At 72.6% G+C, this 22,064-nt stretch carries 20 protein-coding genes and 1 pseudogene; 19 read left to right on the top strand and 2 right to left on the bottom strand.

Features of this window, described 5'->3' with window-relative positions; genetic code table 11:
- Positions 1-142 precede the first annotated feature (142 nt).
- From ABZV93_RS14585 to ABZV93_RS14655, 15 genes and pseudogenes are all read left to right on the top strand, one after another.
- The gene (locus ABZV93_RS14585) at positions 143-1,600 is read left to right on the top strand and encodes an ammonium transporter (protein ID WP_354935109.1); all 1,458 of its coding nucleotides are present in this window, start codon (positions 143-145) and stop codon (positions 1,598-1,600) included.
- Positions 1,597-1,935: a P-II family nitrogen regulator gene (locus ABZV93_RS14590; RefSeq protein WP_092883188.1), complete on the top strand. Its 339-nt coding sequence runs from the start codon at positions 1,597-1,599 to the stop codon at positions 1,933-1,935. Before ABZV93_RS14585 ends, ABZV93_RS14590 begins: the two co-directional genes overlap by 4 nt.
- Positions 1,936-1,969: 34 nt before the next feature.
- The gene (locus tag ABZV93_RS14595) at positions 1,970-4,357 is read left to right on the top strand and encodes a [protein-PII] uridylyltransferase (protein ID WP_354935112.1); all 2,388 of its coding nucleotides are present in this window, start codon (positions 1,970-1,972) and stop codon (positions 4,355-4,357) included.
- A 128-nt stretch (positions 4,358-4,485) separates the two neighbouring features.
- Complete coding sequence (gene ffh / locus ABZV93_RS14600) at positions 4,486-6,108, top strand: signal recognition particle protein (protein WP_354935114.1); 1,623 nt, start codon at positions 4,486-4,488, stop codon at positions 6,106-6,108.
- Positions 6,105-7,199 carry an amidohydrolase family protein gene (locus tag ABZV93_RS14605; protein ID WP_354935117.1) on the top strand — a complete coding sequence of 365 codons (1,095 nt, stop codon included), beginning with the start codon at positions 6,105-6,107 and terminating at the stop codon, positions 7,197-7,199. The genes ffh and ABZV93_RS14605 overlap by 4 nt, the downstream gene beginning before the upstream one ends.
- Before the next feature lie 256 nt (positions 7,200-7,455).
- Positions 7,456-7,932, top strand: a complete 477-nt coding sequence (gene rpsP, locus ABZV93_RS14610) for a 30S ribosomal protein S16 (protein ID WP_354935120.1) — start codon at positions 7,456-7,458, stop codon at positions 7,930-7,932.
- 3 nt (positions 7,933-7,935) lie between these two features.
- Positions 7,936-8,193: an RNA-binding protein gene (locus ABZV93_RS14615; RefSeq protein ID WP_354935123.1), complete on the top strand. Its 258-nt coding sequence runs from the start codon at positions 7,936-7,938 to the stop codon at positions 8,191-8,193.
- 124 nt (positions 8,194-8,317) lie between these two features.
- Positions 8,318-8,911 (top strand): ribosome maturation factor RimM, encoded by a 594-nt coding sequence (gene rimM, locus ABZV93_RS14620; protein WP_354935126.1) that lies wholly within the window; start codon positions 8,318-8,320, stop codon positions 8,909-8,911.
- Positions 8,908-9,732 carry a tRNA (guanosine(37)-N1)-methyltransferase TrmD gene (trmD, locus tag ABZV93_RS14625; RefSeq protein ID WP_354935129.1) on the top strand — a complete coding sequence of 275 codons (825 nt, stop codon included), beginning with the start codon at positions 8,908-8,910 and terminating at the stop codon, positions 9,730-9,732. Before rimM ends, trmD begins: the two co-directional genes overlap by 4 nt.
- Before the next feature lie 222 nt (positions 9,733-9,954).
- Positions 9,955-10,314, top strand: a complete 360-nt coding sequence (gene rplS, locus ABZV93_RS14630; RefSeq protein WP_354935132.1) for a 50S ribosomal protein L19 — start codon at positions 9,955-9,957, stop codon at positions 10,312-10,314.
- A 23-nt stretch (positions 10,315-10,337) separates the two neighbouring features.
- Positions 10,338-11,270 (top strand): signal peptidase I, encoded by a 933-nt coding sequence (lepB, locus tag ABZV93_RS14635; protein ID WP_354935135.1) that lies wholly within the window; start codon positions 10,338-10,340, stop codon positions 11,268-11,270.
- A gap of 18 nt (positions 11,271-11,288) precedes the next feature.
- Positions 11,289-11,939: pseudogene (locus ABZV93_RS14640) on the top strand (ribonuclease HII); the annotation flags it as partial.
- Between the two features lie 230 nt (positions 11,940-12,169).
- Positions 12,170-12,508 carry a DUF2469 domain-containing protein gene (locus ABZV93_RS14645; RefSeq protein WP_354935138.1) on the top strand — a complete coding sequence of 113 codons (339 nt, stop codon included), beginning with the start codon at positions 12,170-12,172 and terminating at the stop codon, positions 12,506-12,508.
- Complete coding sequence (locus ABZV93_RS14650; RefSeq protein ID WP_354935141.1) at positions 12,505-13,080, top strand: hypothetical protein; 576 nt, start codon at positions 12,505-12,507, stop codon at positions 13,078-13,080. The genes ABZV93_RS14645 and ABZV93_RS14650 overlap by 4 nt, the downstream gene beginning before the upstream one ends.
- Positions 13,081-13,125: 45 nt before the next feature.
- A complete protein-coding gene (locus ABZV93_RS14655; RefSeq protein ID WP_354935144.1) occupies positions 13,126-13,875 on the top strand; it encodes a ribonuclease activity regulator RraA in 750 nt (249 codons plus the stop codon).
- A gap of 28 nt (positions 13,876-13,903) precedes the next feature.
- Here the strand turns inward: ABZV93_RS14655 and araD are convergent, their stop codons facing one another.
- On the bottom strand, positions 13,904-15,628 hold the full coding sequence (gene araD / locus ABZV93_RS14660) for an L-arabinonate dehydratase (protein ID WP_354935147.1): 1,725 nt from the start codon (positions 15,626-15,628) through the stop codon (positions 13,904-13,906).
- A gap of 45 nt (positions 15,629-15,673) precedes the next feature.
- Entirely contained in the window at positions 15,674-17,365 is a 1,692-nt protein-coding gene (locus tag ABZV93_RS14665) for a thiamine pyrophosphate-dependent enzyme (RefSeq protein WP_354935150.1), read from the bottom strand.
- A gap of 172 nt (positions 17,366-17,537) precedes the next feature.
- Between ABZV93_RS14665 and ABZV93_RS14670 the strand changes: the two genes are divergently transcribed.
- The 4 genes from ABZV93_RS14670 to ABZV93_RS14685 all read left to right on the top strand — a co-directional run bounded on the left by ABZV93_RS14670 (position 17,538) and on the right by ABZV93_RS14685 (position 21,982).
- Entirely contained in the window at positions 17,538-17,897 is a 360-nt protein-coding gene (locus tag ABZV93_RS14670; protein WP_354935152.1) for a YraN family protein, read from the top strand.
- Positions 17,894-19,549, top strand: a complete 1,656-nt coding sequence (locus ABZV93_RS14675; RefSeq protein ID WP_354935155.1) for a YifB family Mg chelatase-like AAA ATPase — start codon at positions 17,894-17,896, stop codon at positions 19,547-19,549. Before ABZV93_RS14670 ends, ABZV93_RS14675 begins: the two co-directional genes overlap by 4 nt.
- 1 nt (position 19,550) lies before the next feature.
- Positions 19,551-20,888: a DNA-processing protein DprA gene (gene dprA, locus ABZV93_RS14680; RefSeq protein ID WP_354935158.1), complete on the top strand. Its 1,338-nt coding sequence runs from the start codon at positions 19,551-19,553 to the stop codon at positions 20,886-20,888.
- A gap of 62 nt (positions 20,889-20,950) precedes the next feature.
- The gene (locus ABZV93_RS14685; protein WP_354935161.1) at positions 20,951-21,982 is read left to right on the top strand and encodes a tyrosine-type recombinase/integrase; all 1,032 of its coding nucleotides are present in this window, start codon (positions 20,951-20,953) and stop codon (positions 21,980-21,982) included.
- The last annotated feature ends 82 nt before the right edge of the window (positions 21,983-22,064 follow it).

Raw genomic sequence — 22,064 nt, forward strand, 5'->3', positions numbered from 1 at the left:
TCACGAAACACGCCCCGACAAGTCTTGCCGCATCCTCGTGAGCTCGCTCGAAGGCGGCGCCGTTGCCGCTGCCGACTCCGGTCGGCCGGGCTCCCGAAGCCCCCCCAGCGCACAGCTTCGGATCTCCACAGGAGGAGACGCGATGCCCCAGCTCAGTGCCGGCGACACCGCATGGGTGTTGGCCAGTGCCGCACTTGTACTACTGATGACACCCGGACTGGCGCTGTTCTACGGCGGCATGGTCCGGGCCAAGGGCGTTCTCAACATGCTCATGATGAACTTCGCCGCGATCGGCGTCGTGAGCATTCTCTGGGTGCTCTACGGCTACTCGCTGGCGTTCTCCAAGGACGTCGGCGGGGGGCTGATCGGCGGGCTCGGCGACTTCGGCCTGGAGGGCCTGATCGGCGAGAAGTCCTTGTCCGGCACGATTCCGACGACGGTGTTCGTGGCGTTCCAGGCGATGTTCGCCATCATCACGGTGGCGCTGATCTCCGGTGCGATCGCCGACCGTACGAAGTTCAGCGCGTGGATCGTGTTCATCGTCGCGTGGGCGACCATCGTCTACTTCCCGGTCGCCCACTGGGTCTTCTTCTTCGACAACGGCAACGGCGGCTGGATCGCCGACAAGCTGAAGGCGCTCGACTTCGCCGGCGGCACCGCCGTGCACATCAACGCCGGCGCGGCGGGTCTCGCGCTGGCACTGGTCCTCGGCCGCCGGGTCGGCTGGCGCCGGGACCCGATGCGGCCGCACAACCTTCCGCTGGTCCTGCTGGGGGCGGGCCTGCTGTGGTTCGGATGGTTCGGGTTCAACGCGGGGTCGGCGCTGTCGGCCAACGGCACCGCGGGTGTGGCGTTCATCAACACCCAGGTGGCCACGGCCGCCGCCCTGCTCGCCTGGATCCTGGTGGAGAAGATCCGGGACGGCAAGCCCACCACCCTCGGCGCGGCGTCCGGTGCGGTCGCCGGTCTGGTGGCGATCACCCCGGCGTGTGCGTCGGTCACGCCGCTGGGCGCGATCCTGGTCGGCCTGGCCGCGGGTGTGCTGTGTGCGCTGGCCGTCGGGCTGAAGACGAAGTTCGGTTTCGACGACTCCCTCGACGTGGTGGGCGTCCACCTCGTCGGCGGCCTGGCGGGCACGCTGATCATCGGCTTCGTTGCCTCCGCGGCGGCGCCGGCCGGGGTGAACGGCCTGTTCTACGGGGGCGGGTTCGACCAGTTGTGGCGCCAGACGGTGGCGGCGGTGGCGGTGCTCGCGTACTCCTTCGGGCTGACGTACGTCATCGGGAAGGTCATCGACAAGACGATGGGCTTCCGGATCAGTGAGGATGACGAGGTGAGCGGCATCGACCTCACCGAGCACGCGGAGACCGCGTACGACTTCAGCACCATCGGCGGCGGTTCACGCACCCACGCCCTCTCCCGGAGCGCGACGACGCGTACCGAGCACGGCGCCCGCGTCGTCGAGTCGCCGGCGCCGGAGAAGTCGGCGTCGGAGGAGTCGGGGTCTGAGGAGCCGGCGTCGGAGGAGTCGGGTCAGGACGCAGAGGACGGGCCGGCGGACGCGCCGGCCGAGGAGAAGGAAGGGAGCTGGACCCGATGAAGCTGGTGACCGCCGTCATCAAGCCACACCGGTTGGACGAGGTACGCGCGGCCCTGGAGACGTTCGGAGTCTCCGGCATGACGGTCACCGAGGCGAGCGGGTACGGGCGTCAGAAGGGACACACCGAGGTCTACCGGGGCGCGGAGTACGAAGTGGACCTGGTGCCCAAGGTCCGGGTGGAGATCGTGGTCGACGACGCCGACGTGGACGACATCGTCGACGTCGTGGCCAAGAGCGCACACACCGGCAAGATCGGGGACGGCAAGGTGTGGGTCGTCCCGGTGGAGACCGTGGTGCGGGTACGAACCGGCGAGCACGGGCCGGAGGCGCTGTAGCGGCCCACGGCGGCTCGCTACGGGAACCTGCCGGATGCCACTTTCACCCGCGTCCTCGCTGGCGCCATCGGCCCGCGAGCGGCTGACCCAGGTCGGCCGCTCGCGGGCCGCACGCACCCGGGCGGCCGACGAGCGGCTGCGGTCGCTGCTCGCCGGCGCCCTCGAAGACCTCGACACCCCGCCCAACGCCGGCGGGGTGTCGGTCGTCGCGCTCGGCGGCTACGGCCGGGAGGAACTGTCCGCCGCCAGCGACCTCGACGTCCTCCTGCTGTACGACGACCGCTGTCCCGACGTCGCCGCGATCGCCGAACGCCTGTGGTATCCGCTGTGGGACGACCGGGTGGCCCTCGACCACAGCGTGCGCACCGTCGCCGAGACCTCCGAGGCGGCCGCCGGCGACCTGCGTACCGCCCTGTCCCTGCTGGACGCCCGGCACGTGGCCGGCGACGCCGCACTGACCATCCAGCTCCGGACCACGCTGCTCGCCGGATGGCGACGGACCGCGCCGCGCCGGCTTCCGGAGCTGGAGCGAAGCTGCCGCGAACGCGCCGCCCGGGTCGGTGAGATCGCGGCCCTGCTGGAGCCGGACCTGAAGGAGGCACGCGGCGGGCTGCGTGACGGTGTCGTCATGCGGGCGCTGGCCGCCACCTGGCTGGTGGACGTACCGCAGGCGAACGTCGCCCGGCTGCGGTCGGGCCTGCTCGACGTCCGCGACGTGCTGCACGAGGTCGGCGGCCGGCGGCCGACCGACCGGCTGCGCGCCGACCTGCAGGCGGACGTGGCGGCCGGATGCGGGCTGCCCGACCGGGACGCCCTGCTGCGGTACGTCTACCACCTCGGCCGCACGATGAGCCACACCGCCGACGTCGCCTGGCGACGGGCCGGACGGGCCCTGGCCGGCCGATCGAGCCGGCGCGGCAGCCGTATCCGCCCGCGTCCCGGCCCCGCCCTCACCCCGCTGGCACCCGGTGTCGCCGCCGTCGACGGCGAGGTCGTACTGGCCCCCGAGGCACGCCTCGGCAGCGATCCGCTGCTGCCGCTGCGGGCGGCGTACGCGGCGGCCGACCACGGCCTGCTGCTGGCGCCCCACACCGCCGACCGGCTGGGGAGCACCCCCGGCACGCTGCCGACGCCGTGGCCCGCGGAGGCCCGCCGGTTGTTCACCGCGCTGCTCGGCACCGGGCCGGACCTGCTCGCGGTGTGGGAGACCTGCGACCAGGCCGGGCTGGTGAACGACCTGGTGCCGGAGTGGGACCGGGTGCGGTGCGCGCCGCAGTACTCCCCGGTGCACCGGCACACCGTCGACCGCCACCTGCTGGACACCTGTGTGGAGGCCTCCAGGCTGGTCCGCCGGGTCTACCGGCCGGACCTGCTGCTGGTCGGCGCGCTGCTGCACGACCTCGGCAAGGGCGGACGCGGCGACCGCGGCGACCGCGGCGACCACAGCGTTCTCGGTGCGGAGATCGCCGCCCGGCTGGCCCCGAGGTGGGGGTTCGACCAGGCCGACACCGCCACGCTCGTGCTGCTCGTCCGCCACCACCTGCTCCTCGCCGACACCGCGACCCGCCGCGACCTCGACGACCCGACCACGATCCGGCAGGTCACCGCCGTGGTGGGCGACGCGGACACCCTCGACCTGCTGGCCGCGCTGACCGAGGCGGACGCCCGGGCCACCGGTTCGGCGGCGTGGACGCCGTGGCGGGCCGCACTGGTCGGCCGGCTCGTCGACCACGTACGCCGCCACCTCGAACGCGGCCAGGTGCCGGCGCCGGGCCCGCTCGCCCAGTGGCAGCGGGAGCTCGCCCGGGAACACGTGCCCGGTGTCGTGGTGGAGCCGCCCGAAGTCGAGGGGGAGCCGTTCCGGATCACCGTCGTCGCGCCCGGCCGGGTCGGCTCCCTCGCCACCGTCGCGGGCGTACTGGCCCTGGCCCGGCTGTCGGTGCGCTCGGCGTCCGTTCACACCGAGGCCCAGGCAGCGGGCGACGTGGGCGTGTCGATCTGGATCGTCGCGGGGGAGCCGCCCGACCCCGCCGTGCTGCGCGAACGGCTGGACGCCGCGCTGTCCGGCCGCGACCGGGTGACACCGCGGGTGGCCAGGATGGACGACGCGCACGCCGCGCGGTCGGCGCACGGCCCGGCCGACGTGCGGGTCGAGCCCGGCGCGTCGGCCGCCGCCACGGTGCTGGAAGTACGTGCACATGACCGGCCGGGGTTGTTCCACCAGATCTGCGCGGCGGTGGCCGCGACCGGATGCTCGGTCCGGTCGGCACACGTGAGCACCTGGGCGGACAACGCGGTGGACGTCTTCTACCTGACCCGGCCCCTGGGCGGGCCGCTGGAGGAGTCCGTGGCGGCGGGGGTGGCCGAGTCGGTGCGTACGGCCCTGGACCCCGGCCCGGATGACAGCGGCAACAACCGGTGACACAGTGGGGGCGACCTACCGAAACCGGGTGAGATCGACGCCAAACCTCCGGCGCCGCCGACCGCGGGCGCCCGGACGGCTACCCTGGCCAGGACCCCACCACGTCTAACGAGGACCAGACTGCCACCGTGTTCGCCACCCTTCAGGATCGCCTCGAGGCGACGTTCAAGCGGCTCCGCGGCAAGGGCCGGCTCACCGACGACGACATCGACACCAGTGCGCGGGAGATCCGGATCGCGCTGCTGGAGGCCGACGTCGCGCTGCCGGTCGTGCGTGCCTTCATCGCGCAGCTCAAGGAGCGGGCGCGGGGAGCCGCGGTCCACCAGGCCCTCAACCCGGCCGAGCAGGTCATCAAGATCGTCAACGAGGAGCTCATCGAGATCCTCGGCGGCGACACCCGCCGGCTGCGGTACGCCAAGACCCCGCCGACCGTCATCATGCTGGCCGGTCTGCAGGGTGCTGGTAAGACCACGCTCGCGGGCAAGCTCGGCCTCTGGCTGAAGGGCCAGGGCCACACCCCGCTGCTGGTCGCCGCCGACCTGCAGCGCCCCAACGCCGTCGAGCAGTTGCAGGTCGTCGGCCAGCGCGCCGGGGTCGAGGTCTTCGCACCCGAGCCCGGCAGCGGCGTGGGCGACCCGGTCGACGTCGCGCGGCGCAGCATCGAGCACGCCCGCTCCAAGCTCTACGACGTGGTGATCGTCGACACCGCGGGCCGGCTCGGCATCGACGCCGAGATGATGCAGCAGGCCGCCGACATCCGGGACGCGGTCTCGCCCGACGAGATCCTGTTCGTCGTCGACGCGCTGATCGGCCAGGACGCCGTCACCACCGCCGAGGCGTTCCGCGACGGCGTGGGCTTCGACGGCGTGGTGTTGTCCAAGCTCGACGGCGACGCGCGCGGTGGCGCCGCGCTGTCGGTGCGGCACGTGACCGGCCGGCCGGTGATGTTCGCCTCCAACGGCGAGAAGTTGGACGATTTCGACGTCTTCCACCCCGACCGGATGGCCTCCCGCATCCTCGGGATGGGTGACGTCCTCACCCTCATCGAGACCGCCGAGAAGGCCTTCGACGAGGAGCAGGCCGCCCGGGTGGCGGACAAGCTCAAGACCGAGCGCGGCTTCACCCTCGAGGACTTCCTCGCCCAGATGCAGGCCGTCCGCAAGATGGGGTCGCTGTCGAAGATCCTCGGCATGCTCCCCGGCCTCGGCGACGTCCGTAACCAGGTCGAGCAGATCGACGACCGGGAGCTGGACCGGATCGAGGCGATCATCCGTTCGATGACGCCGGCCGAGCGGGACGACCCCAAGCTGATCAACGGCTCGCGCCGGCTGCGCATCTCCAAGGGTTCGGGCACCACGGTCTCCGACGTCAACCTGCTGGTGGAGCGGTTCCTCGAGGCCCGCAAGATGATGAGTCAGCTCAGCCAGGGCAAGGGCATGCCCAACATCCCGGGGATGCCCAACATCCCGGGCATGGGCGGCGGCATGGGCGGCGGCAACCGCAAGGGCAAGAAGGGCAAGAAGGGCAAGGCCAACCAGCGCGCCGGCGGGCGCTCGGGCAACCCGGCCAAGCGGGCGCGGCAGGCCGCCGCCGACGCGGTGGCCGCCCGCGACCAGGGCGAGGAGCAGGGCGGCGTTCCGGCCGCGTTCGGCGGCAACGGCCTGCCCGACCTGAACTCCCCGACCGAGGTCCCGGAGGGCTTCGAGCTGCCGAAGGAGCTGCGCGACCTGTTGCCGAAAGACGGCAAGTGAGCGGCACGAGGTCTGAGGGAGCGTTGCGGGTTCGCGGTGTCGTCCTGCCCGAGGGCGAGCACCGCGACCTGTACGTCGTCGGCGGCCGGATCAGCTACACGCCGGTGCCGGACGCCGACCTCATCGGCGAGGGATACGTCGTACCCGGGCTGGTCGACGCCCACTGCCACGTCGGCCTGGACGCCGACGGTGCCGTGCCGCCCCCGGTGCAGGAACAGCAGGCGGTCGCCGACCGCGACGCCGGCACGCTGCTGATCCGGGACGCGGGCAGCGCCGCCGACACCCGCTGGATCGACGACCGCGACGACCTGCCCCGCATCATCCGGGCCGGCCGGCACATCGCCCGCACCAAGCGCTACATCCGCAACTACGGCGCCGAGGTCGAGCCGCTCGAACTCGTCGGCACCGTGGCCGAGCAGGCCACCCGCGGTGACGGCTGGGTCAAGCTCGTCGGCGACTGGATCGACCGGGGTGTGGGCGACCTCGCGCCCTGCTGGCCCGGCGACGCGCTGGCCGCCGGCATCGCGAAGGCCCACGAGCTCGGCGCCCGGGTGACCGCGCACGTCTTCGGCGAGGACGCGCTGCCCGACCTGCTCGCCGCCGGGATCGACTGCCTCGAACACGGCACCGGGCTGACCGAGGGTCTGATCGCAGAAATGGCCCGCCGCCAGGTGGCGCTGGTGCCGACCCGACGGCAGATCGACAACTTCCCGGAGTACGCCGCCCAGGGCGAGGCGAAGTTCCCGGCGTACGCCCGGCACATGCGCGACCTGCACGCCCGGGTCGACGACACGCTGCGAGCCGCCTACGAGGCCGGGGTGCCGATCTACGCCGGCACCGACGCGGGTGGCGTACTCCCGCACGGTCTGGTGGCGACCGAGATCCGGATGCTCGCCGAGTGCGCCGGGATGTCGCCCGCCGACGCGCTGGCGGCCGGTTCGTGGCGGGCCCGGGAGTGGCTCGGCCGGCCGGCGCGGCTGGAGGAGGGCGCACCGGCCGACTTCGTGGTGTACGCCGGCGACCCGGTGGCCGACCTCCGCACGCTGGCCGATCCCGTCCGGGTGGTGCTGCGCGGCCGGGTCGTGGCGTAGAGCCCGAGCGCCTGCAGCCGGGGCGGGAAACGTCCGGTTCGCCCCCGTTCGCGCGTACCGTCTCGTCGTCGTTCGGCCGGCGTCCACCCGTGTGGACCACGTACTCCGCCCCGTCTGGCACAATGGTCGGCCGAGTCCGTCTGTCGCGTAGCCCTCTCACCTCCGCGGCCGGCCGGCTCCCTTCGAGAGGTCGGTTCCGCACCCCACGCGGTGCCGCCCGCTCACCCTTTCGACCACACAGGGAGACTCCACACTCGTGGCCGTCAAGATCAGGCTGAAGCGCATGGGCAAGATCCGTGCGCCCTACTACCGCATCGTCGTGGCCGACTCGCGCGTCAAGCGCGACGGAAAGACGATCGAGCAGATCGGCAAGTACCACCCCAAGAGCGACCCCAGCTTCATCGAGGTCGACTCCGAGCGTGCACAGCACTGGTTGTCCGTGGGGGCGCAGCCGTCCGAGCCGGTCCTCGCGATCCTGAAGCGCACCGGTGACTGGCAGAAGTTCAAGGGCGAGCCCGCCCCCGAGCCGCTGAAGACGCCGGCGCCCAAGGCCGACAAGCGCGCGCTGTTCGACGACGCGTTGCGCGACGCGCACTCCGAGCCGCAGGGCGAGGCCGTCAGCAAGAAGTCCGCGGCTCGCAAGCCCAAGGCCGAGGACAAGCCCGCCGACCAGGCCGAGACCACCGGCGAGTCCGCCGGCACCGAGGCCGCGCAGGGCGAGAGCGAGGCCTGATCCATGCTGGTCGAGGCGCTGGAGCACGTCGTCCGCGGCATCGTCGCCCACCCCGATGACGTCCGGGTGAGCACGCGGGAGCTTCGGCGCGGTCGCACGTTCGAGGTCCGCGTCCATCCGGAGGACTTCGGCCGGGTGATCGGACGTCGCGGCCGCACCGCGCAGGCCATCCGTACGGTGGTCGGCGCTCTCGACAAGGGCCGCAGCCCGCGCATCGACTTCGTAGAGGTCGGCGCCGCGCGCGGTGGCCGCGGCCGCTGACCAGACAGCAGGGCCTGGGGCCGGCAGCGTCCCGTTCGGTTCGGCCGAACGCGGCGCCGCCGGCCCTTCGCACGTCCTGACTCGCTCGTTCCGACTCGTCGTCCTGTCCCCGGAGGCTGTCCTGATGGAGTTGCTCGTCGGCCGGATCGGCCGTGCCCACGGGCTCCGTGGCGAGGTCGCGGTGCAGGTCCGCACCGACGCGCCCGAGGAGCGGTTCGTGCCGGGCGCGTCGTTCACCACCGACAAGGGTGAGCTGCGGATCGCCGCGGTGCGCTGGAGCAGCGGCCGGCTGCTGGTGTGCTTCGACGGCGTACGCGACCGGACCGCCGCCGAAGGGCTGCGCGGGACCGACCTGGTGGCCGTGGTCTCCGACGACGAGCGCCCTGACGACCCCGACGAGTTCTACGACCACCAGTTGGTCGGGCTCGCCGCCCTGACCGTCGCCGGGGAGATTGTGGGGGAGGTGACCGAGGTCGTGCACCTGCCGATGCAGGACCTGCTCGCCGTCCGCACGCCGGACGCGGGCGAGGTGCTCGTGCCGTTCGTCGCCGCGATCGTTCCGGAGGTCGACCTCGAGAACCGGCGGATACTGATCGACCCGCCGCCGGGGCTCCTCGGTGAGCTCGAGGACGACGACGTGTCCGACGACGTGTCCGGTGACGTGTCCGGTGAGGTGCCCGCCGACGGGTCCGGCCAGGGGCCGGAGGGTTCCCGGTGAGGCTGGACGTCGTCTCGATCTTCCCCGACTACCTCGCCCCGCTCCGGCTGTCGCTGGTGGGCAAGGCGGTCGACAGCGGCATCCTCGACCTGCGCGTCCACGACCTGCGCGACTGGACCCACGACCGGCACCGCACCGTCGACGACACTCCGTACGGTGGCGGCGCCGGCATGGTGATGAGGCCCGAGCCGTGGGGCGAGGCGCTGGACGCCCTGGCGCCGCCCGACGGCGCCCAGCCGAGGTTCGTCGTACCCACGCCGTCCGGGCGGCCGTTCACCCAGGACCTCGCCGCCGAACTCGCCGCCGAGCCGTGGCTGGTGTTCGGCTGCGGACGGTACGAGGGGATCGACCAGCGGGTGGTGGAGTACGCCGGCGCCCGGATGCGCGTGGACGAGGTGTCTCTCGGCGACTACGTACTCGCGGGCGGGGAGGTGGCGGTCCTGGTGATCGTCGAGGCGGTTGCCCGGCTGCTGCCCGGCGTGCTCGGCAACCCGGAGTCCCTGACCGAGGAGTCCCACGGCACCGGGTCGATGGCGGGGCTCCTGGAGTACCCCGTCTACACCAAGCCGGCGACCTGGCGGGAGCGTGAGGTTCCGCCCGTCCTGCTGTCCGGCCATCACGGCCGGATCGCCCGCTGGCGCCGGGACGAGGCGCTGCGCCGGACGGCGAGGCGCCGGCCCGACCTGCTGCACCGGCTGCCCGCGGAGGAGCTCGACGCCCAGGACCGGAAGGTGATCGCGGAGCAGGCGCCGGCCGGCGACGAGCCGGGCGGGGAGCCGGGCGGGGAGCCGGACCACGGGGCGGAGGGCCGATCCGGCTGAACCCGGCCGAGATCCGCTCAGGTCGGGCGAACCGGCTCCGGCTTTCCGGGTCGCTGTGGGCGTTCCCAGCTCGGTATGCCAGACTTGGCCGCTGGCTGCCCACCTGCGGGTCCAGCCGGCAAGCGTTCCTGCCTCAGGGGGAGCGCCGGGCACTGGCCCGATCGCAACACCCACGTACCAACCATCTACCGATGGTGACCTGTGGCACCACGAGGAGAAGACATGAGTTCGCTCGATGCCGTCGACGCCGCCTCCCTGCGTTCCGACGTTCCCGCGTTCCAGGCCGGCGACACGCTGAAGGTGCACGTCAAGGTCGTCGAAGGTAACCGGACCCGGGTCCAGGTCTTCCAGGGCGTCTGCCTCAAGCGCGCCGGTGCCGGGCTGAAGGAGACCTTCACCGTCCGCAAGGTGAGCTTCGGCGTCGGGGTGGAGCGCACGTTCCCCCTGCACACCCCGATCATCGAGAAGATCGAGGTCGCCACCCGCGGCGACGTGCGCCGCGCGAAGCTCTACTACGTGCGGGGTCTGCGCGGCAAGGCCGCGAAGATCAAGGAGAAGCGCGAGTCCACCGCCGCGCACTGAGCCTGTCGGACTAGGCTCGACGGGTGGATGAACGGGAGATCGCTGCCGGCCGCGAGCCGGCAACCGGGAGGGCGTCGACTGTGGAGTCCAAGGAGTCGGACACGGGTGACGCCCGGCGCAACCGTGGCAAGGAGCGCTCCTTCTGGCGCGAGCTCCCCGTCCTGGTCGTCCTGGCTCTCGGTCTTGCCCTCCTGATCAAGACCTTCCTGGTCCAGGCGTTCTACATCCCGTCGGAGTCGATGGAGAACACCCTCGTCCCCGGCGACCGGGTGCTCGTCAACAAGCTGTCCTACCGCCTGGGCGAGATCCAGCGCGGCGACGTGATCGTGTTCAACGGCGCCGACTCCTGGGAGAGCGAGGTCGACCTCGCTCCGCCCAGCGGTTCGGTGCAGAAGTTGCTGCACAGGGTGGGCGAGCTGTTCGGCTTCTCCACCGTCGGCGAGAAGGACTTCATCAAGCGGGTGATCGGCCTGCCCGGTGACCACGTGGTCTGCTGTGACAAGCAGAACCGCGTGACGGTCAACGGCAAGGCGATCACCGAGGGCGGCTACCTCCACCCGGGCGACCCGCCGTCGGCGATGTCGTTCGACATCCGCGTGCCGGCCGACCGGCTGTGGGTGATGGGCGACCACCGCTCCGCCTCCGCCGACTCCCGTTCCCACCTGGGCGACCCCGGTGGCGGAACCATCCCGGTCGACCACGTGGTCGGCCGCGCGTTCGTGATCGTGTGGCCGCTGAACCGGGTCGACCTGCTCACCCGGCCGGGCGCCTACGGCGACGCCGGCCTGGCCGGCGGGCCAGCCGCGCCGAGGGATTCGACCGTCTCGACCGCGACCGTCGGGTCCCCGCTGACCGACGCCGTGCCCGTCCTCGCCGGGGCGGGTGTCGTGTTCCCGCTCGCCGGACTGCGGCGCGGGGTGCAGCGACGCCGCCGCCGGTCCCGGGCGGGCCGCTGACCGGGAGGTCAGGCCACAATGCCAGCCGTACGCCGAGTGGTGGTCCGGCGAGACTCGGGCCTCTACGCGTACGAACGCGCCCTGGTCCGCGGCGGACTCACCCCCGTGGCCGGCGTCGACGAGGCCGGGCGGGGCGCCTGTGCGGGTCCGCTGGTGTCCGCGGCGGTGATCCTGCCGGAGGGAAGTCGCGGTGAGGTACGCGGGCTCGCCGACTCCAAGCTGCTGACCGCCGCGGCCCGCGAACGCTGCTACGCCGAGATCGTCCGGCGGGCGGTCGCCTGGTCGGTCGTCGTCGTACCCCCGGCCGAGTGCGACCGGCTCGGCATGCACCGGGTCAACATCGAGGCGTTGCGCCGGGCGCTGTTCGCGCTGGACACCCGACCGGCGTACGTCCTCACCGACGGCTTCCCGGTCGACGGGCTCGGCGCCCCCGGTCTCGCGGTGTGGAAGGGCGACCGGGTCATCGCCTGCATCGCCGCCGCCTCGGTGATCGCGAAGGTCACCCGCGACCGGCTGATGTGCGAGCTGTCCGAGCGCTATCCCGCGTACGACTTCGCGACCCACAAGGGCTACTGCACCGCCGACCACCAGGCGGCCCTCGACCGGCACGGACCGTGTCCGGAGCACCGGCTGCGCTACATCAACGTCATGCGCGCCGCGGGCGTCGACCGCACCGGATCGGTTCCGGCCTCCGCGGACGAGCAGGAAGCAGGGGACGAATCGGACGGATCGGCCCCGGCCGGGTCCGTGCCGGGCAGGTCCAGCGTCATGGGCCAGAATGGTTCCGGGACGGCCTCCGTCCCGGACGGCGACCGGCAGACCGACGACCAACCGACCGACTGCGAGGACCTGGTGAGCGTGACCACGGGGAACCGAGCTCGGGGAGGGGAGCGCGCGCGATGAGCGCCGAAGACCTCGAGAAGTACGAAACCGAGATGGAGCTCCAGCTCTACCGCGAATACCGCGACGTCGTCGGAATCTTCAAGTACGTCGTAGAGACCGACCGCCGGTTCTACCTCGCCAACCACGTCGACCTGAAGGTCCGCAGTGAGGGCGGGGAGACCTACTTCGAGGTCACCATGTCCGACGCCTGGGTGTGGGACATGTACCGCCCTGCCCGGTTCGTGAAGAACGTCAAGGTGGTGACGTTCAAGGACGTCAACGTCGAGGAGCTGGCCAAGAGCGACTTCGACGTGCCCAAGGACGACGGCCCCTTCGGCGGCGGCGGCAGCCGGTGACCGATCCGAGCGGTTTCCAGGCCAGGTTCGGATCCAACGACCACTTCGAGGTACGCCAGCAGCTGCGGCTGACCGTCAACCGCTACGAGATCCGCACCGGCGACGAGCTGGTCGCGGTGGCCCAGCAGAAGCGGATGGCGTTCCGGGAGCAGGTGACGCTGTACGCCGACGAGGCGATGCAGACGCCGCTGTTCGGTTTCAAGGCTCGCTCGGTCGTCGACCTCGGCGCCACCTACGACGTGACCGCCGCCGACGGCTCGGTGGTCGGGTCGTTCCGCAAGGACTTCCGCCGGTCGCTGCTGCGCTCGACGTGGCACCTGTCCCAGCCGGGCGTGGGGGAGTGTGTCGGGCGCGAACGCAGCCAGCTGATCGCCGTCCTGCGCCGGATGCAGGACAACTTCCCGTTGCCGTACCACTTCGACTTCGCAGCCGAGGACGGCCGGCCGGTGATGTCGGTCGTACGCCGGTTCGGGTTCCGCGACCACTACGACGTGACCGTGCGCGACCCCGCCCTCGACCGGCGGCTGGCGTGCGCGATGGCGGTCGCCCTGGACGCGCTGCAGGACCGCTGAGCGAGCGAGGGATCCATCCGCCCGGCCGAGAGGGGACCGCTGGAGATGACCGACGTTCGTGAGTCCGCTTCCGACCCGCTGGCACCGGACACGATCGCCGCGCTGCGGCAGGTGTCGACCGCGACGCTGACCACCCAACTGATGTCGCGTGGGCTGCGCAACACGTTCCTCTTCGGCCTGCGGCCGCTGAACCCCGGCGCGGCGCGGATGGTCGGCACGGCGTTCACCCTGCGCTACATCCCGGCGCGGGAGGATCTCGACGTACTCACCGTTTTCAAGGACCCCGAGCACCCGCAGCGCAAGGCGGTGGAGTCGGTCGGGCCCGGTCAGGTGCTGGTGATGGACTGCCGGGGCCAGGGCCGGGCGGCCTCGCTGGGCGGCATTCTCGGCACCCGGCTGCTGCGCCGCGGCGCGGCCGGCGTGGTGACCGACGGCTCGGTCCGCGACTCGCCGACGTTCGCCACGCTGGGGCTGCCGGCGTACGCCGCGGGAGTCTCGGCCACCACCAACCTCGTCCAGCACCACGCCGTCGACCTGCAGGTCCCCATCGGCTGCGCGGAGGTTCCGGTGTATCCGGGCGACGTGCTGGTCGGTGACGGCGAGGGCGTGGTGTGCGTCCCGCGCGAGCTGGCCGCCGAGGTGGCCCGGGACGCGGTCGCGCAGGAGCACCTGGAGGAGTTCGTTCAGGCCGAGATCGAGGCGGGCGCGGCGCTGCCCGGGATCTACCCGCCGAACGAGCAGACCAGGGAGCGTTACCGCGCCTGGGCGAAGGGCAACCCGCCCCGGCCTGAGTGAGGTCCTGTGCCCTGAGGTCCTACGCCACTCAGTGGGCCTCGGGCGCGGCGACCTCGCCCTCGCGGGCGAGGAAGTCGAAGTCGCACCCCTCCTCGGCCTGGGTGATGTGGGAGAGGTACAACGCGCCGTAGCCTCGCCCGTACGCCGGGGTCGGCGGCGTCCACGCGGCTCGGCGTTCGGCCAGCTCGGTGTCGGACACCTCCAGGCTCAGCCGGCGTTCGGCGACGTCGAGGGTCACCAGGTCACCGTCGCGGACCAGGGCGAGCGGCCCGCCGACGTGCGACTCCGGCGAGACGTGCAGAACGCAGGCGCCGTAGCTCGTGCCGCTCATCCTTGCGTCGGAGATCCGCAGCATGTCCCGCACGCCCTGCTTGAGCAGCCGGTCGGGGATCGGCAGCATGCCGTACTCCGGCATTCCCGGACCGCCGTGCGGTCCCGCGCCACGGAGCACCAGCACCGTGTCCGGGGTGATCGGCAGCGACTCGTCGTTGATCCGGCGCTGCAGGTCCTGGTAGCCGTCGAAGACCACCGCCGGCCCGGTGTGCCGGTGGAAGCGCGGGTCGGCCGCCGCGTGCTTGACCACCGCGCCGGCCGGGGCGAGGTTGCCGCGGAGCACGGCCAGGCCGCCCTCGGGCCACACCGGCTTGTCCAACGGGCGGATCACGTCCGCGTCGTACACCTCGGCGCCCTCCAGCACCTCGGCCTGCGTCCGGCCGGTCACGTTGATCCGGTCCAGGTGCAGCAGGTCGCGAAGCTGGGCGAGCAGCGCGCGCAGCCCACCGGCGTAGAAGAAGTCCTCCATGAGGTAGGCGCCGGTGGGGCGGATGTTGGCCAGCACGGGCACCCGCCGGGAGAGCTCGTCGAAGTCGTCCAGCGTCAACTCCACCCTGCTCCGGCCCGCCATCGCGATCAGGTGGATGACGGCGTTGGTGGAGCCGCCGAGTGCGAGCACCGTGGTCACCGCGTCGAGGTAGGCGCGCCGATCGAGGATCGTGGACGGCTTGCGGTCGTTCCACACCATCTCCACCGCGAGCCGGCCACTGGCCGCGGCCATCCGGGCGTGCGCGGAGTCCGCCGCCGGGATCGAGGCCGCGCCCGGCAGCGTCATGCCGAGCGCCTCCGCAGCGGAGGTCATCGTGGACGCCGTACCCATCGTCATGCAGTGCCCGGGGGAGCGCGCGATGCCGTCCTCGAGCTCGCTCCACTCCTGGTCGCCGATCACCCCCGCCCGCTTGTCCGCCCAGTACTTCCACACGTCGCTGCCGCTGCCCAGGACGGTGCCGCGCCAGTTGCCGCGCAGCATCGGCCCGGCCGGGACGAACACCGACGGCACGTCCATGCTCACCGCGCCCATCAGCAGCGCCGGGGTGGTCTTGTCGCAGCCGCCGAGCAGGACCGCGCCGTCGATGGGGTACGACCGCAGCAGTTCCTCGGTCTCCATGGCGAGCAGGTTGCGGTAGAGCATCGTGCTCGGCTTCTGGAACGGCTCCGACAACGAGATCGCGGGCATCTCGACCGGATAGCCGCCCGCCTGCCACACACCGCGTTTGACCTCCTCGGCCCGCTGGCGCAGGTGGGTGTGGCAGGGGTTGATCTCACTCCAGGTGTTGATCACCCCGATCACCGGCTTGCCCAGGTGCTCCTCGGCGCTGATGCCCATCTGGCGGGTGCGGGAACGGTGGCCGAAGGCGCGCAGGCCGGGGTCGCCGTACCACGCGTGGCTGCGCAGGTCCTCGGGGCGAAGGCGGGTCACGGTGTCTCCCTTTCTGCAGGCTTGCTGAGGGGTTGTCGCTGGGGACTACGAGCGGGTGCCCGGTGGGTCGAGCAGGCCGGAGAGCCGCCGGCCCGGCGCGATGACGTCGGGGTCGGTGCGGACGTCCACCACGCAGGGCCGGTCAGAGCGCAGGGCCTCGGTCAGGACGGCCTCCGTATGCGACGGGTCGTCGAGGACGAAGCCCGCAGCACCCAGGCCGCGGGCCCAGGTGGCCAGGTCGAGCCGGCCGATGTCCACGCCGGCGAGCCGCCCGTGCGAGGTCGCCTGGTGCATGGCGATGGTGCCGTACATGCCGTTCTGGAACGCGAGGACGACGATCGGCGCGGCGTACCGCACCGCTGTCTCGATCTCCTGCCCGGTCATCAGGACGCCGCCGTCCCCGACCAGCGCGACGACGGTGTTCAGCGGCCGGTGCAGTTTGGCGGCGACGGCGGCCGGGACGGCGTACCCCATCGCGCCGTTGCAGGGTGCCAGCAGCCGGTGGGTGGTGCGGAACCCCCAGTGCCGGTGGAAGAAGGCGGAGAAGTTGCCGGCGTCGTTGGTGAGGATCACGTCGTCCGGGACGAGCCGCCGCAGCGTGGCGACCACCTCGGCCGGGTGCACGGTGCCGGGCCGGGTGGACTCTCCGGTGGCGCGGGCGTACCTGACCGCGGCGGTGTGGTGGCGTTCCCAGACCGACGCCCATTGGGTGCGCGGGCCGGCCGAGGTCGGCTCGGTAGCGCGCCGGACGAGAGCATTCAGGACGGCGTGCGGGTCGGCTTCCAGGACGGTGGTGAGGCCCGGATGCCGGGGCCTGGGCAGGCCGATGCCCACCAGGACCAGGTGCTGGTGGGGTAGCGGGTAGCGGTGGTCCTGGGAGGTGATCGCGTCCAGGCGGGTGCCGAGGACCATCACCAAGTCGGCGTTCTCCAGCGCCTCGCGTACGTCGTCGGGTACGCCGAGGCCGAGGTGGCCGAGGAAGTGTGGGTGGTCCTCGTCGAAGCAGTCCTGCCGCCGGAACGCCGAGTAGACCCCGAAGCCGGCGACCTCGCCGGCGGCCCGCAGGGTGTCCCGGCCCACCCGGTCGCCGGGACCGCAGATCGCCACCGGCCGGTGAGCCGAGGACAACAGGCCGGCGAGGTGTTCGGCGAACCGGTCAGCCGATGTGGCGGTGGAGTCGCCGGTGTCGCCGTGCCGGTCGTGTCCGGTGGTGAGCCGGACCGCGCCGTCGTACGCCGCGGTCCAGAAGTCCGCGGGCACGGCGAGCGCCACCGGTCCGGGGCATGGGCCGGTCGCCGCCCGGTGGGCCTCGGCCAGCAGGCCGGGGACCTCCTCGGCGGTGCGTGCCTCCCGCGCCCATCCGGTGAGCGGGGCGTACATGGCGGCGAGGTCGACCTCCTGGAACGACTCCCGGCCCAGCGCCCCGGACTCCACCTGGCCGAGGATCGCGACCAGCGGCGTCTGGTCCTGCCGCGCGGTGTGTACGCCGATGGCGAGGTTGGCCGCACCGGGGCCGCGGCTGGCCAGCGCGAGGGCGGGCCGCCCGGTCAGCTTGCCCTCCGCCTCCGCCATGAACGCCGCGCCGGCCTCGTGCCGGGTGGAGACCAGGCGGACACCGGGCTCGGCCTCCCAGGCGTCGAGCAGGGGGAGAAAGGACTCCCCCGGAACGGTGTACGCGGTCCGGACGCCGGCCTCGACCAGCTGGCGAACGGCCGCCCCGGCGACGGTCTGGGCCATCGGCGCCTCCCTCCTGCGCGGAGTCCCGTCATATCAGCCCTCACCCACAACACCCGGGCGGCGACCGGTTTCTGTCCACAGTCGGTACGCCGGCGGTCTTGTCCACAGCCCGCCTCGCCGCCCCGAAACCAGCCCGCCCGCCCGGCCACAGTGGTCGCGGAGGTGAGCACCGATGCGAGTGAAAGACCTGGTCGGGCGCCACGGCGAGGAGCTGGCTGCCCGGCATCTGCAAGACGCAGGGTTCGTCGTCCTGGCCCGCAACTGGCGCTGCGACATCGGCGAGATCGACATCGTCGCGCGGGACGAGCAGACCCTGGTGGTGTGTGAGGTCAAGACGAGGTCCGGCGTGATGTTCGGGACCCCGCTGGAGGCGGTGACGGCGGACAAGGCCGCGCGGCTGCGCCGGCTCGCCGCGCGTTTCCTCGCCGACCACGACCTTCGGCCGCGGTCGGTCCGGATCGACGTGGTCGGCGTGCTGCGCCGCGGATCCGCTCCCGCCCACATCGAGCACGTACGGGGGATCGACGGATGACGCTCGCCCGAGCACGATCGGTGTCCCTGTCCGGGGTCGAGGGACACGTCGTCGACGTGGAGGCCCACATCGGCAACGGCCTGCCCGGGTTCAGCCTGGTGGGCCTGCCCGACGCCGCCCTGGCCGAGGCGCGTTCGCGGGTGCGGGCCGCCGTCGCCAACTCCGGGCAGGGCTGGCCGCAGCGCAAGCTGACGGTGGCCCTGTCACCGGCGACGTTGCCCAAGGCCGGCGCCCATTTCGACCTGGCCATCGCGATGGCGGTGCTGGGGGCGACCCAGGCGGTTCCGCAGGACCGGCTCGACGACGTGGTGCTGCTCGGTGAGCTCGGACTCGACGGCCGCCTCAAGCCCATCCGGGGCACGTTGCCGTCCGTGCTGGCCGCGGCCACGGTGGGCCGGACGAGGTTCGTCGTACCCGAGCCCAACGTCGGTGAGGCCAGGTTGGTGGCCGGGGTGGAGGTCTTCGGTGTGCGGTCGCTGCGGCAGACGCTGGCTCTGCTGTGCGGGGAGGAGTTGCCCGACGAGCCGCCCTATCTCGCCGAGGACGATCCCGCGGCCGCCGAGAACAGCGTGCTGCCGCGTTCGGACCGGCTGGCCGGTCTCGACCTCGGCGAGGTGCTCGGGCAGGCCGGCGCCCGGAGGGCGGTCGAGGTGGCCGCCGCGGGTGGACATCACCTCGCGATGTCCGGGCCGCCCGGCGCGGGCAAGACGATGCTGGCCGAGCGGATGCCCGGGTTGCTCCCCGACCTCGACCAGCGTGAGGCGCTGGAGGTGACCGCCATCCACTCCGTGGCCGGGCTGTTGCCCTCGAGCGCTCCGCTGGTGGTGCGCCCGCCGTTCTGCGATCCCCACCACTCCGCCTCCCTGCCGGCGATCGTCGGTGGAGGTGCCCGGATGGCCAGGCCCGGCGCGGTGTCGCTGGCACATCGGGGCATTTTGTTTCTGGACGAAGCTCCCGAATTCCGGCCCACGGTTCTGGACGCGCTGCGCCAGCCGCTCGAGCACGGCGAGGTGGTCATCGCCAGGGCTGCCGGGACGGCAAGGTTCCCGGCCCGCTTCCAGCTGGTGATCGCGTCCAACCCGTGCCCGTGCGGACGCGCCTACGGCAAGGGCCTCTACTGCACCTGCACTCCCCAGGCGAGGAGCCGTTACCAGCATCGGCTGTCCGGTCCGATCAAGGACCGGATCGACATCATGCAGCTCGTCGAGCCGGTCGCCCGGGCCGAGATGGTCGCCGACCAGAGCCTGGTCGAGCCCAGCACCGTCGTCGCGGAGCGGGTACGAACGGCTCGACAACGCCAGGCCCACCGCTTCGTGCACGATCCGTGGTCGCTGAACGCCCACGTGCCCGGCTACGAGCTGCGGCGGCACTGGCCGCCCGAGCCGGACGCGTTGCCCGCCGTGGAGAGTCAGCTCAGCTCCGGGTGGATCACCGCCCGGGGTGCCGACCGGGTGCTCCGGTTGGCCTGGACACTGGCGGACCTGGCCGGACGTGACCGCCCCGGACGGCAGGACGTGTTCGCGGCGCTGACCCTGCGGCTGGGCAGGGAGCCCTTCCGCCGGGACACCGGACGGCGCGGCGCGGCATCCCCTGCCGCACCGGTGCCGTCCGTGGAGGCGGGGGAACCCACGACGAAACGATGGAGCCGGTGACGTGACCCACCCAGCTGGCGACGCGTCCGGCCAACTCGGCCTGGACGGCGTAGGTGAACCCGGCTCCGCGGGGCCCTCTGGCTCTTCAGGCTTCCCGTGCCCTCCGGGCTCTCCGGATTCGCCGGGTTCTCCCGGAGCGGGCGCTGTCGACTACTCCACACAGGAAGGCGGAGGCGAGGTCTCCCTGGCCGAACGCCGGGCCCGGGCCGCTCTGACCCGCCTCGGTGAACCCGGTGACCTGGCCCTCGCTCGTTTCGTCGCCGAGCACGGACCCGAGGCCGCCTACGACGCCATCCGCACGAGCCGATTCCCGGGCCGCAGGCTCGGCGACTACCAGTCCCGGCTGGCGTCCGTCGACCCCGACCGCGACCTGGAGACCGCCGCCGCCGTCGGCGCCCGGCTGGTGTGTCCTGGCGACGCCGAGTGGCCGCCGTCGCTGGACGTGCTCGACGTGGCCGGCACCATCGACGGACGCGGTGGTCCGCCGCTGGCGCTGTGGGTGCGCGGCCGCGCGGACCTGCGGGTCGTGACCGATCGGTCCTGTGCGTTCGTGGGAGCCCGGGCGGCCACCGAATACGGCCTCTACGTCGCGGCCGAACTCGCCTCCGGCGCGGCCGACCACGCCGTGACGATCGTGTCCGGCGGCGCGTTCGGGATCGACGCGGCCGCGCACCGCGGTGCGCTCGCCGCAGGCGGCTGCACGGTCGCCGTACTCGCCTCCGGCGTCGATGTTCCTTATCCCCGCGCGCACGAACAGCTCCTGGGCTGGATCGCCGACGCCGGACTGGTGGTCAGCGAGGTGCCACCCGGATCGACACCGCGCCGGCCGCGGTTCCTCATCCGCAACCGCCTGATCGCGGCGATGACCCTCGGCACCGTCGTGGTGGAGGCGGCACTGCGCAGTGGGGCGCTCAACACCGCGAGCTGGGCCGACCGTTGTCATCGGGAGGTGATGGGCGTGCCGGGGCCGGTGACTTCCGTGGCCTCGGCAGGAGTGCACCGGCTGGTCCGCGAGGGCGGTGCCGTCCTGGTGACCGACGCCGAGGAGGTGGTGGAGCAGATCGGCCGACTGGGTGTCGACCTGGCGCCACCGAAGACCGGGGTCAGCCGGTCACGGGACGGTCTGGACGCACGGGCGCGCCAGGTCCTGGAGGCGGTGCCGGTCCTGCGGGCGGGGGGAGTGGCGTCCATCGCCCAATCAGCCGGGGTGGCAGCCGACGAAGTCCTCGCCGCACTCGGGGAGCTGTTCCTGCTCGGGTTCGTCGAACGCCAGGGCACCGGCTGGCGGCTGTCGTCCCGGGAGCGCGACACCCGCCGGCACCAGTCGAGCGGACCATGACGCCGCGCCTGCCCGGCCGGTCGCTCACCCGTGAAGCCGTCGAATGCGGCATGGTCGTAGTCGTGAACGCCGAACGCACCTCCGGTGGGCCCGCCCCCCGGTGGGCCGAGCCCACCCTCGCTGCCTTCGCCCGCCACCTCCGGGCCGAGCGTGACCTGTCCGAGCACTCGGTTCGTGCCTACCTGGGGGACATCCGGAGTCTGCTCGACCACGTGCAGTCGGTCCGGGACGACCCGGAAGACGTGGACGGCATGGACGGCATGGACGGCATGGACGGCATGGACGGCATGGACGGCATGGACGGCATGGACGGCATGGACGGCCCGCTCGGCCTGGTCGACATCCACCTGCTGCGCGACTGGCTGGCCGGGATCCAGGCCGGCGGACGAGCTCGAACCACCCTCGCCCGCCGCGCGGCAGCGGCCCGGACCTTCACCGCCTGGGCACACCGCACCGGACTGCTGGCCGAGGATCCCGGGCTGCTTCTTGGCTCGCCCAAACCACACCGCACGCTGCCCGGCGTGCTGCGCCAGGAAGAGGCCGGCCAACTGCTGCGGGTCGCCGCCGTCGCCAGTGACGACGGGTCGCCGGTCGGCTGCCGTGACCGCGCCGTCCTCGAAGTTCTCTACGCGACGGGCGTCCGGGTGGGTGAGCTCGTCGCCCTGGACGTGGACGACGTAGACCAGGGACGCCGGCTGGTGCGAGTGCTCGGCAAGGGGCGGAAGGAGCGGTCGGTGCCGTTCGGCGTCCCGGCGGCCGAGGCGCTGAGCGACTACCTGCGGACCGCCCGCGGAAAGCTGTGCAGCGACAGGAGCGGGCCCGCGTTGTTCCTCGGGGCGCGTGGTGGCCGGCTCGACCAGCGGGCGGTCCGCAGACTGGTGCACGCCCGGCTCGGTGACGTTCCCGACGCGCCCGACCTCGCGCCCCACGGCCTGCGCCACTCCGTCGCGACCCACCTGCTCGAGGGTGGCGCCGACCTGCGCAGCGTGCAGGAACTCCTCGGGCACGCCTCGATGGCGACCACGCAGATCTACACCCACGTCTCCGCGGATCGGCTGCGTAAGGTCTACCAACAAGCACATCCACGCGCGTAGGTGTTCTGTCCACCGGGGTCCAGCCCCCGGCGACTCGGGTGTGCCGGAGGCAACTGAGCGTGGGACGTACGTCCGCCCTGGT

Source organism: Actinopolymorpha sp. NPDC004070 (assembly GCF_040610475.1).
Classification (GTDB): Bacteria; Actinomycetota; Actinomycetes; order Propionibacteriales; family Actinopolymorphaceae; genus Actinopolymorpha.

Coding starts and splice junctions, on each gene's coding strand:
- rimM (WP_354935126.1), top strand. CDS start 8,318: ATGGAGTTGCTCGTCGGCCGGATCGGCCGTGCCCACGGGCTCCGTGGC.
- ABZV93_RS14665 (WP_354935150.1), bottom strand. CDS start 17,365: ATGGCCCAGACCGTCGCCGGGGCGGCCGTTCGCCAGCTGGTCGAGGCC.
- ABZV93_RS14590 (WP_092883188.1), top strand. CDS start 1,597: ATGAAGCTGGTGACCGCCGTCATCAAGCCACACCGGTTGGACGAGGTA.
- ABZV93_RS14670 (WP_354935152.1), top strand. CDS start 17,538: ATGCGAGTGAAAGACCTGGTCGGGCGCCACGGCGAGGAGCTGGCTGCC.
- ABZV93_RS14645 (WP_354935138.1), top strand. CDS start 12,170: ATGAGCGCCGAAGACCTCGAGAAGTACGAAACCGAGATGGAGCTCCAG.
- ABZV93_RS14595 (WP_354935112.1), top strand. CDS start 1,970: ATGCCACTTTCACCCGCGTCCTCGCTGGCGCCATCGGCCCGCGAGCGG.
- ABZV93_RS14615 (WP_354935123.1), top strand. CDS start 7,936: ATGCTGGTCGAGGCGCTGGAGCACGTCGTCCGCGGCATCGTCGCCCAC.
- ABZV93_RS14675 (WP_354935155.1), top strand. CDS start 17,894: ATGACGCTCGCCCGAGCACGATCGGTGTCCCTGTCCGGGGTCGAGGGA.
- ABZV93_RS14585 (WP_354935109.1), top strand. CDS start 143: ATGCCCCAGCTCAGTGCCGGCGACACCGCATGGGTGTTGGCCAGTGCC.
- ABZV93_RS14655 (WP_354935144.1), top strand. CDS start 13,126: ATGACCGACGTTCGTGAGTCCGCTTCCGACCCGCTGGCACCGGACACG.
- rplS (WP_354935132.1), top strand. CDS start 9,955: ATGAGTTCGCTCGATGCCGTCGACGCCGCCTCCCTGCGTTCCGACGTT.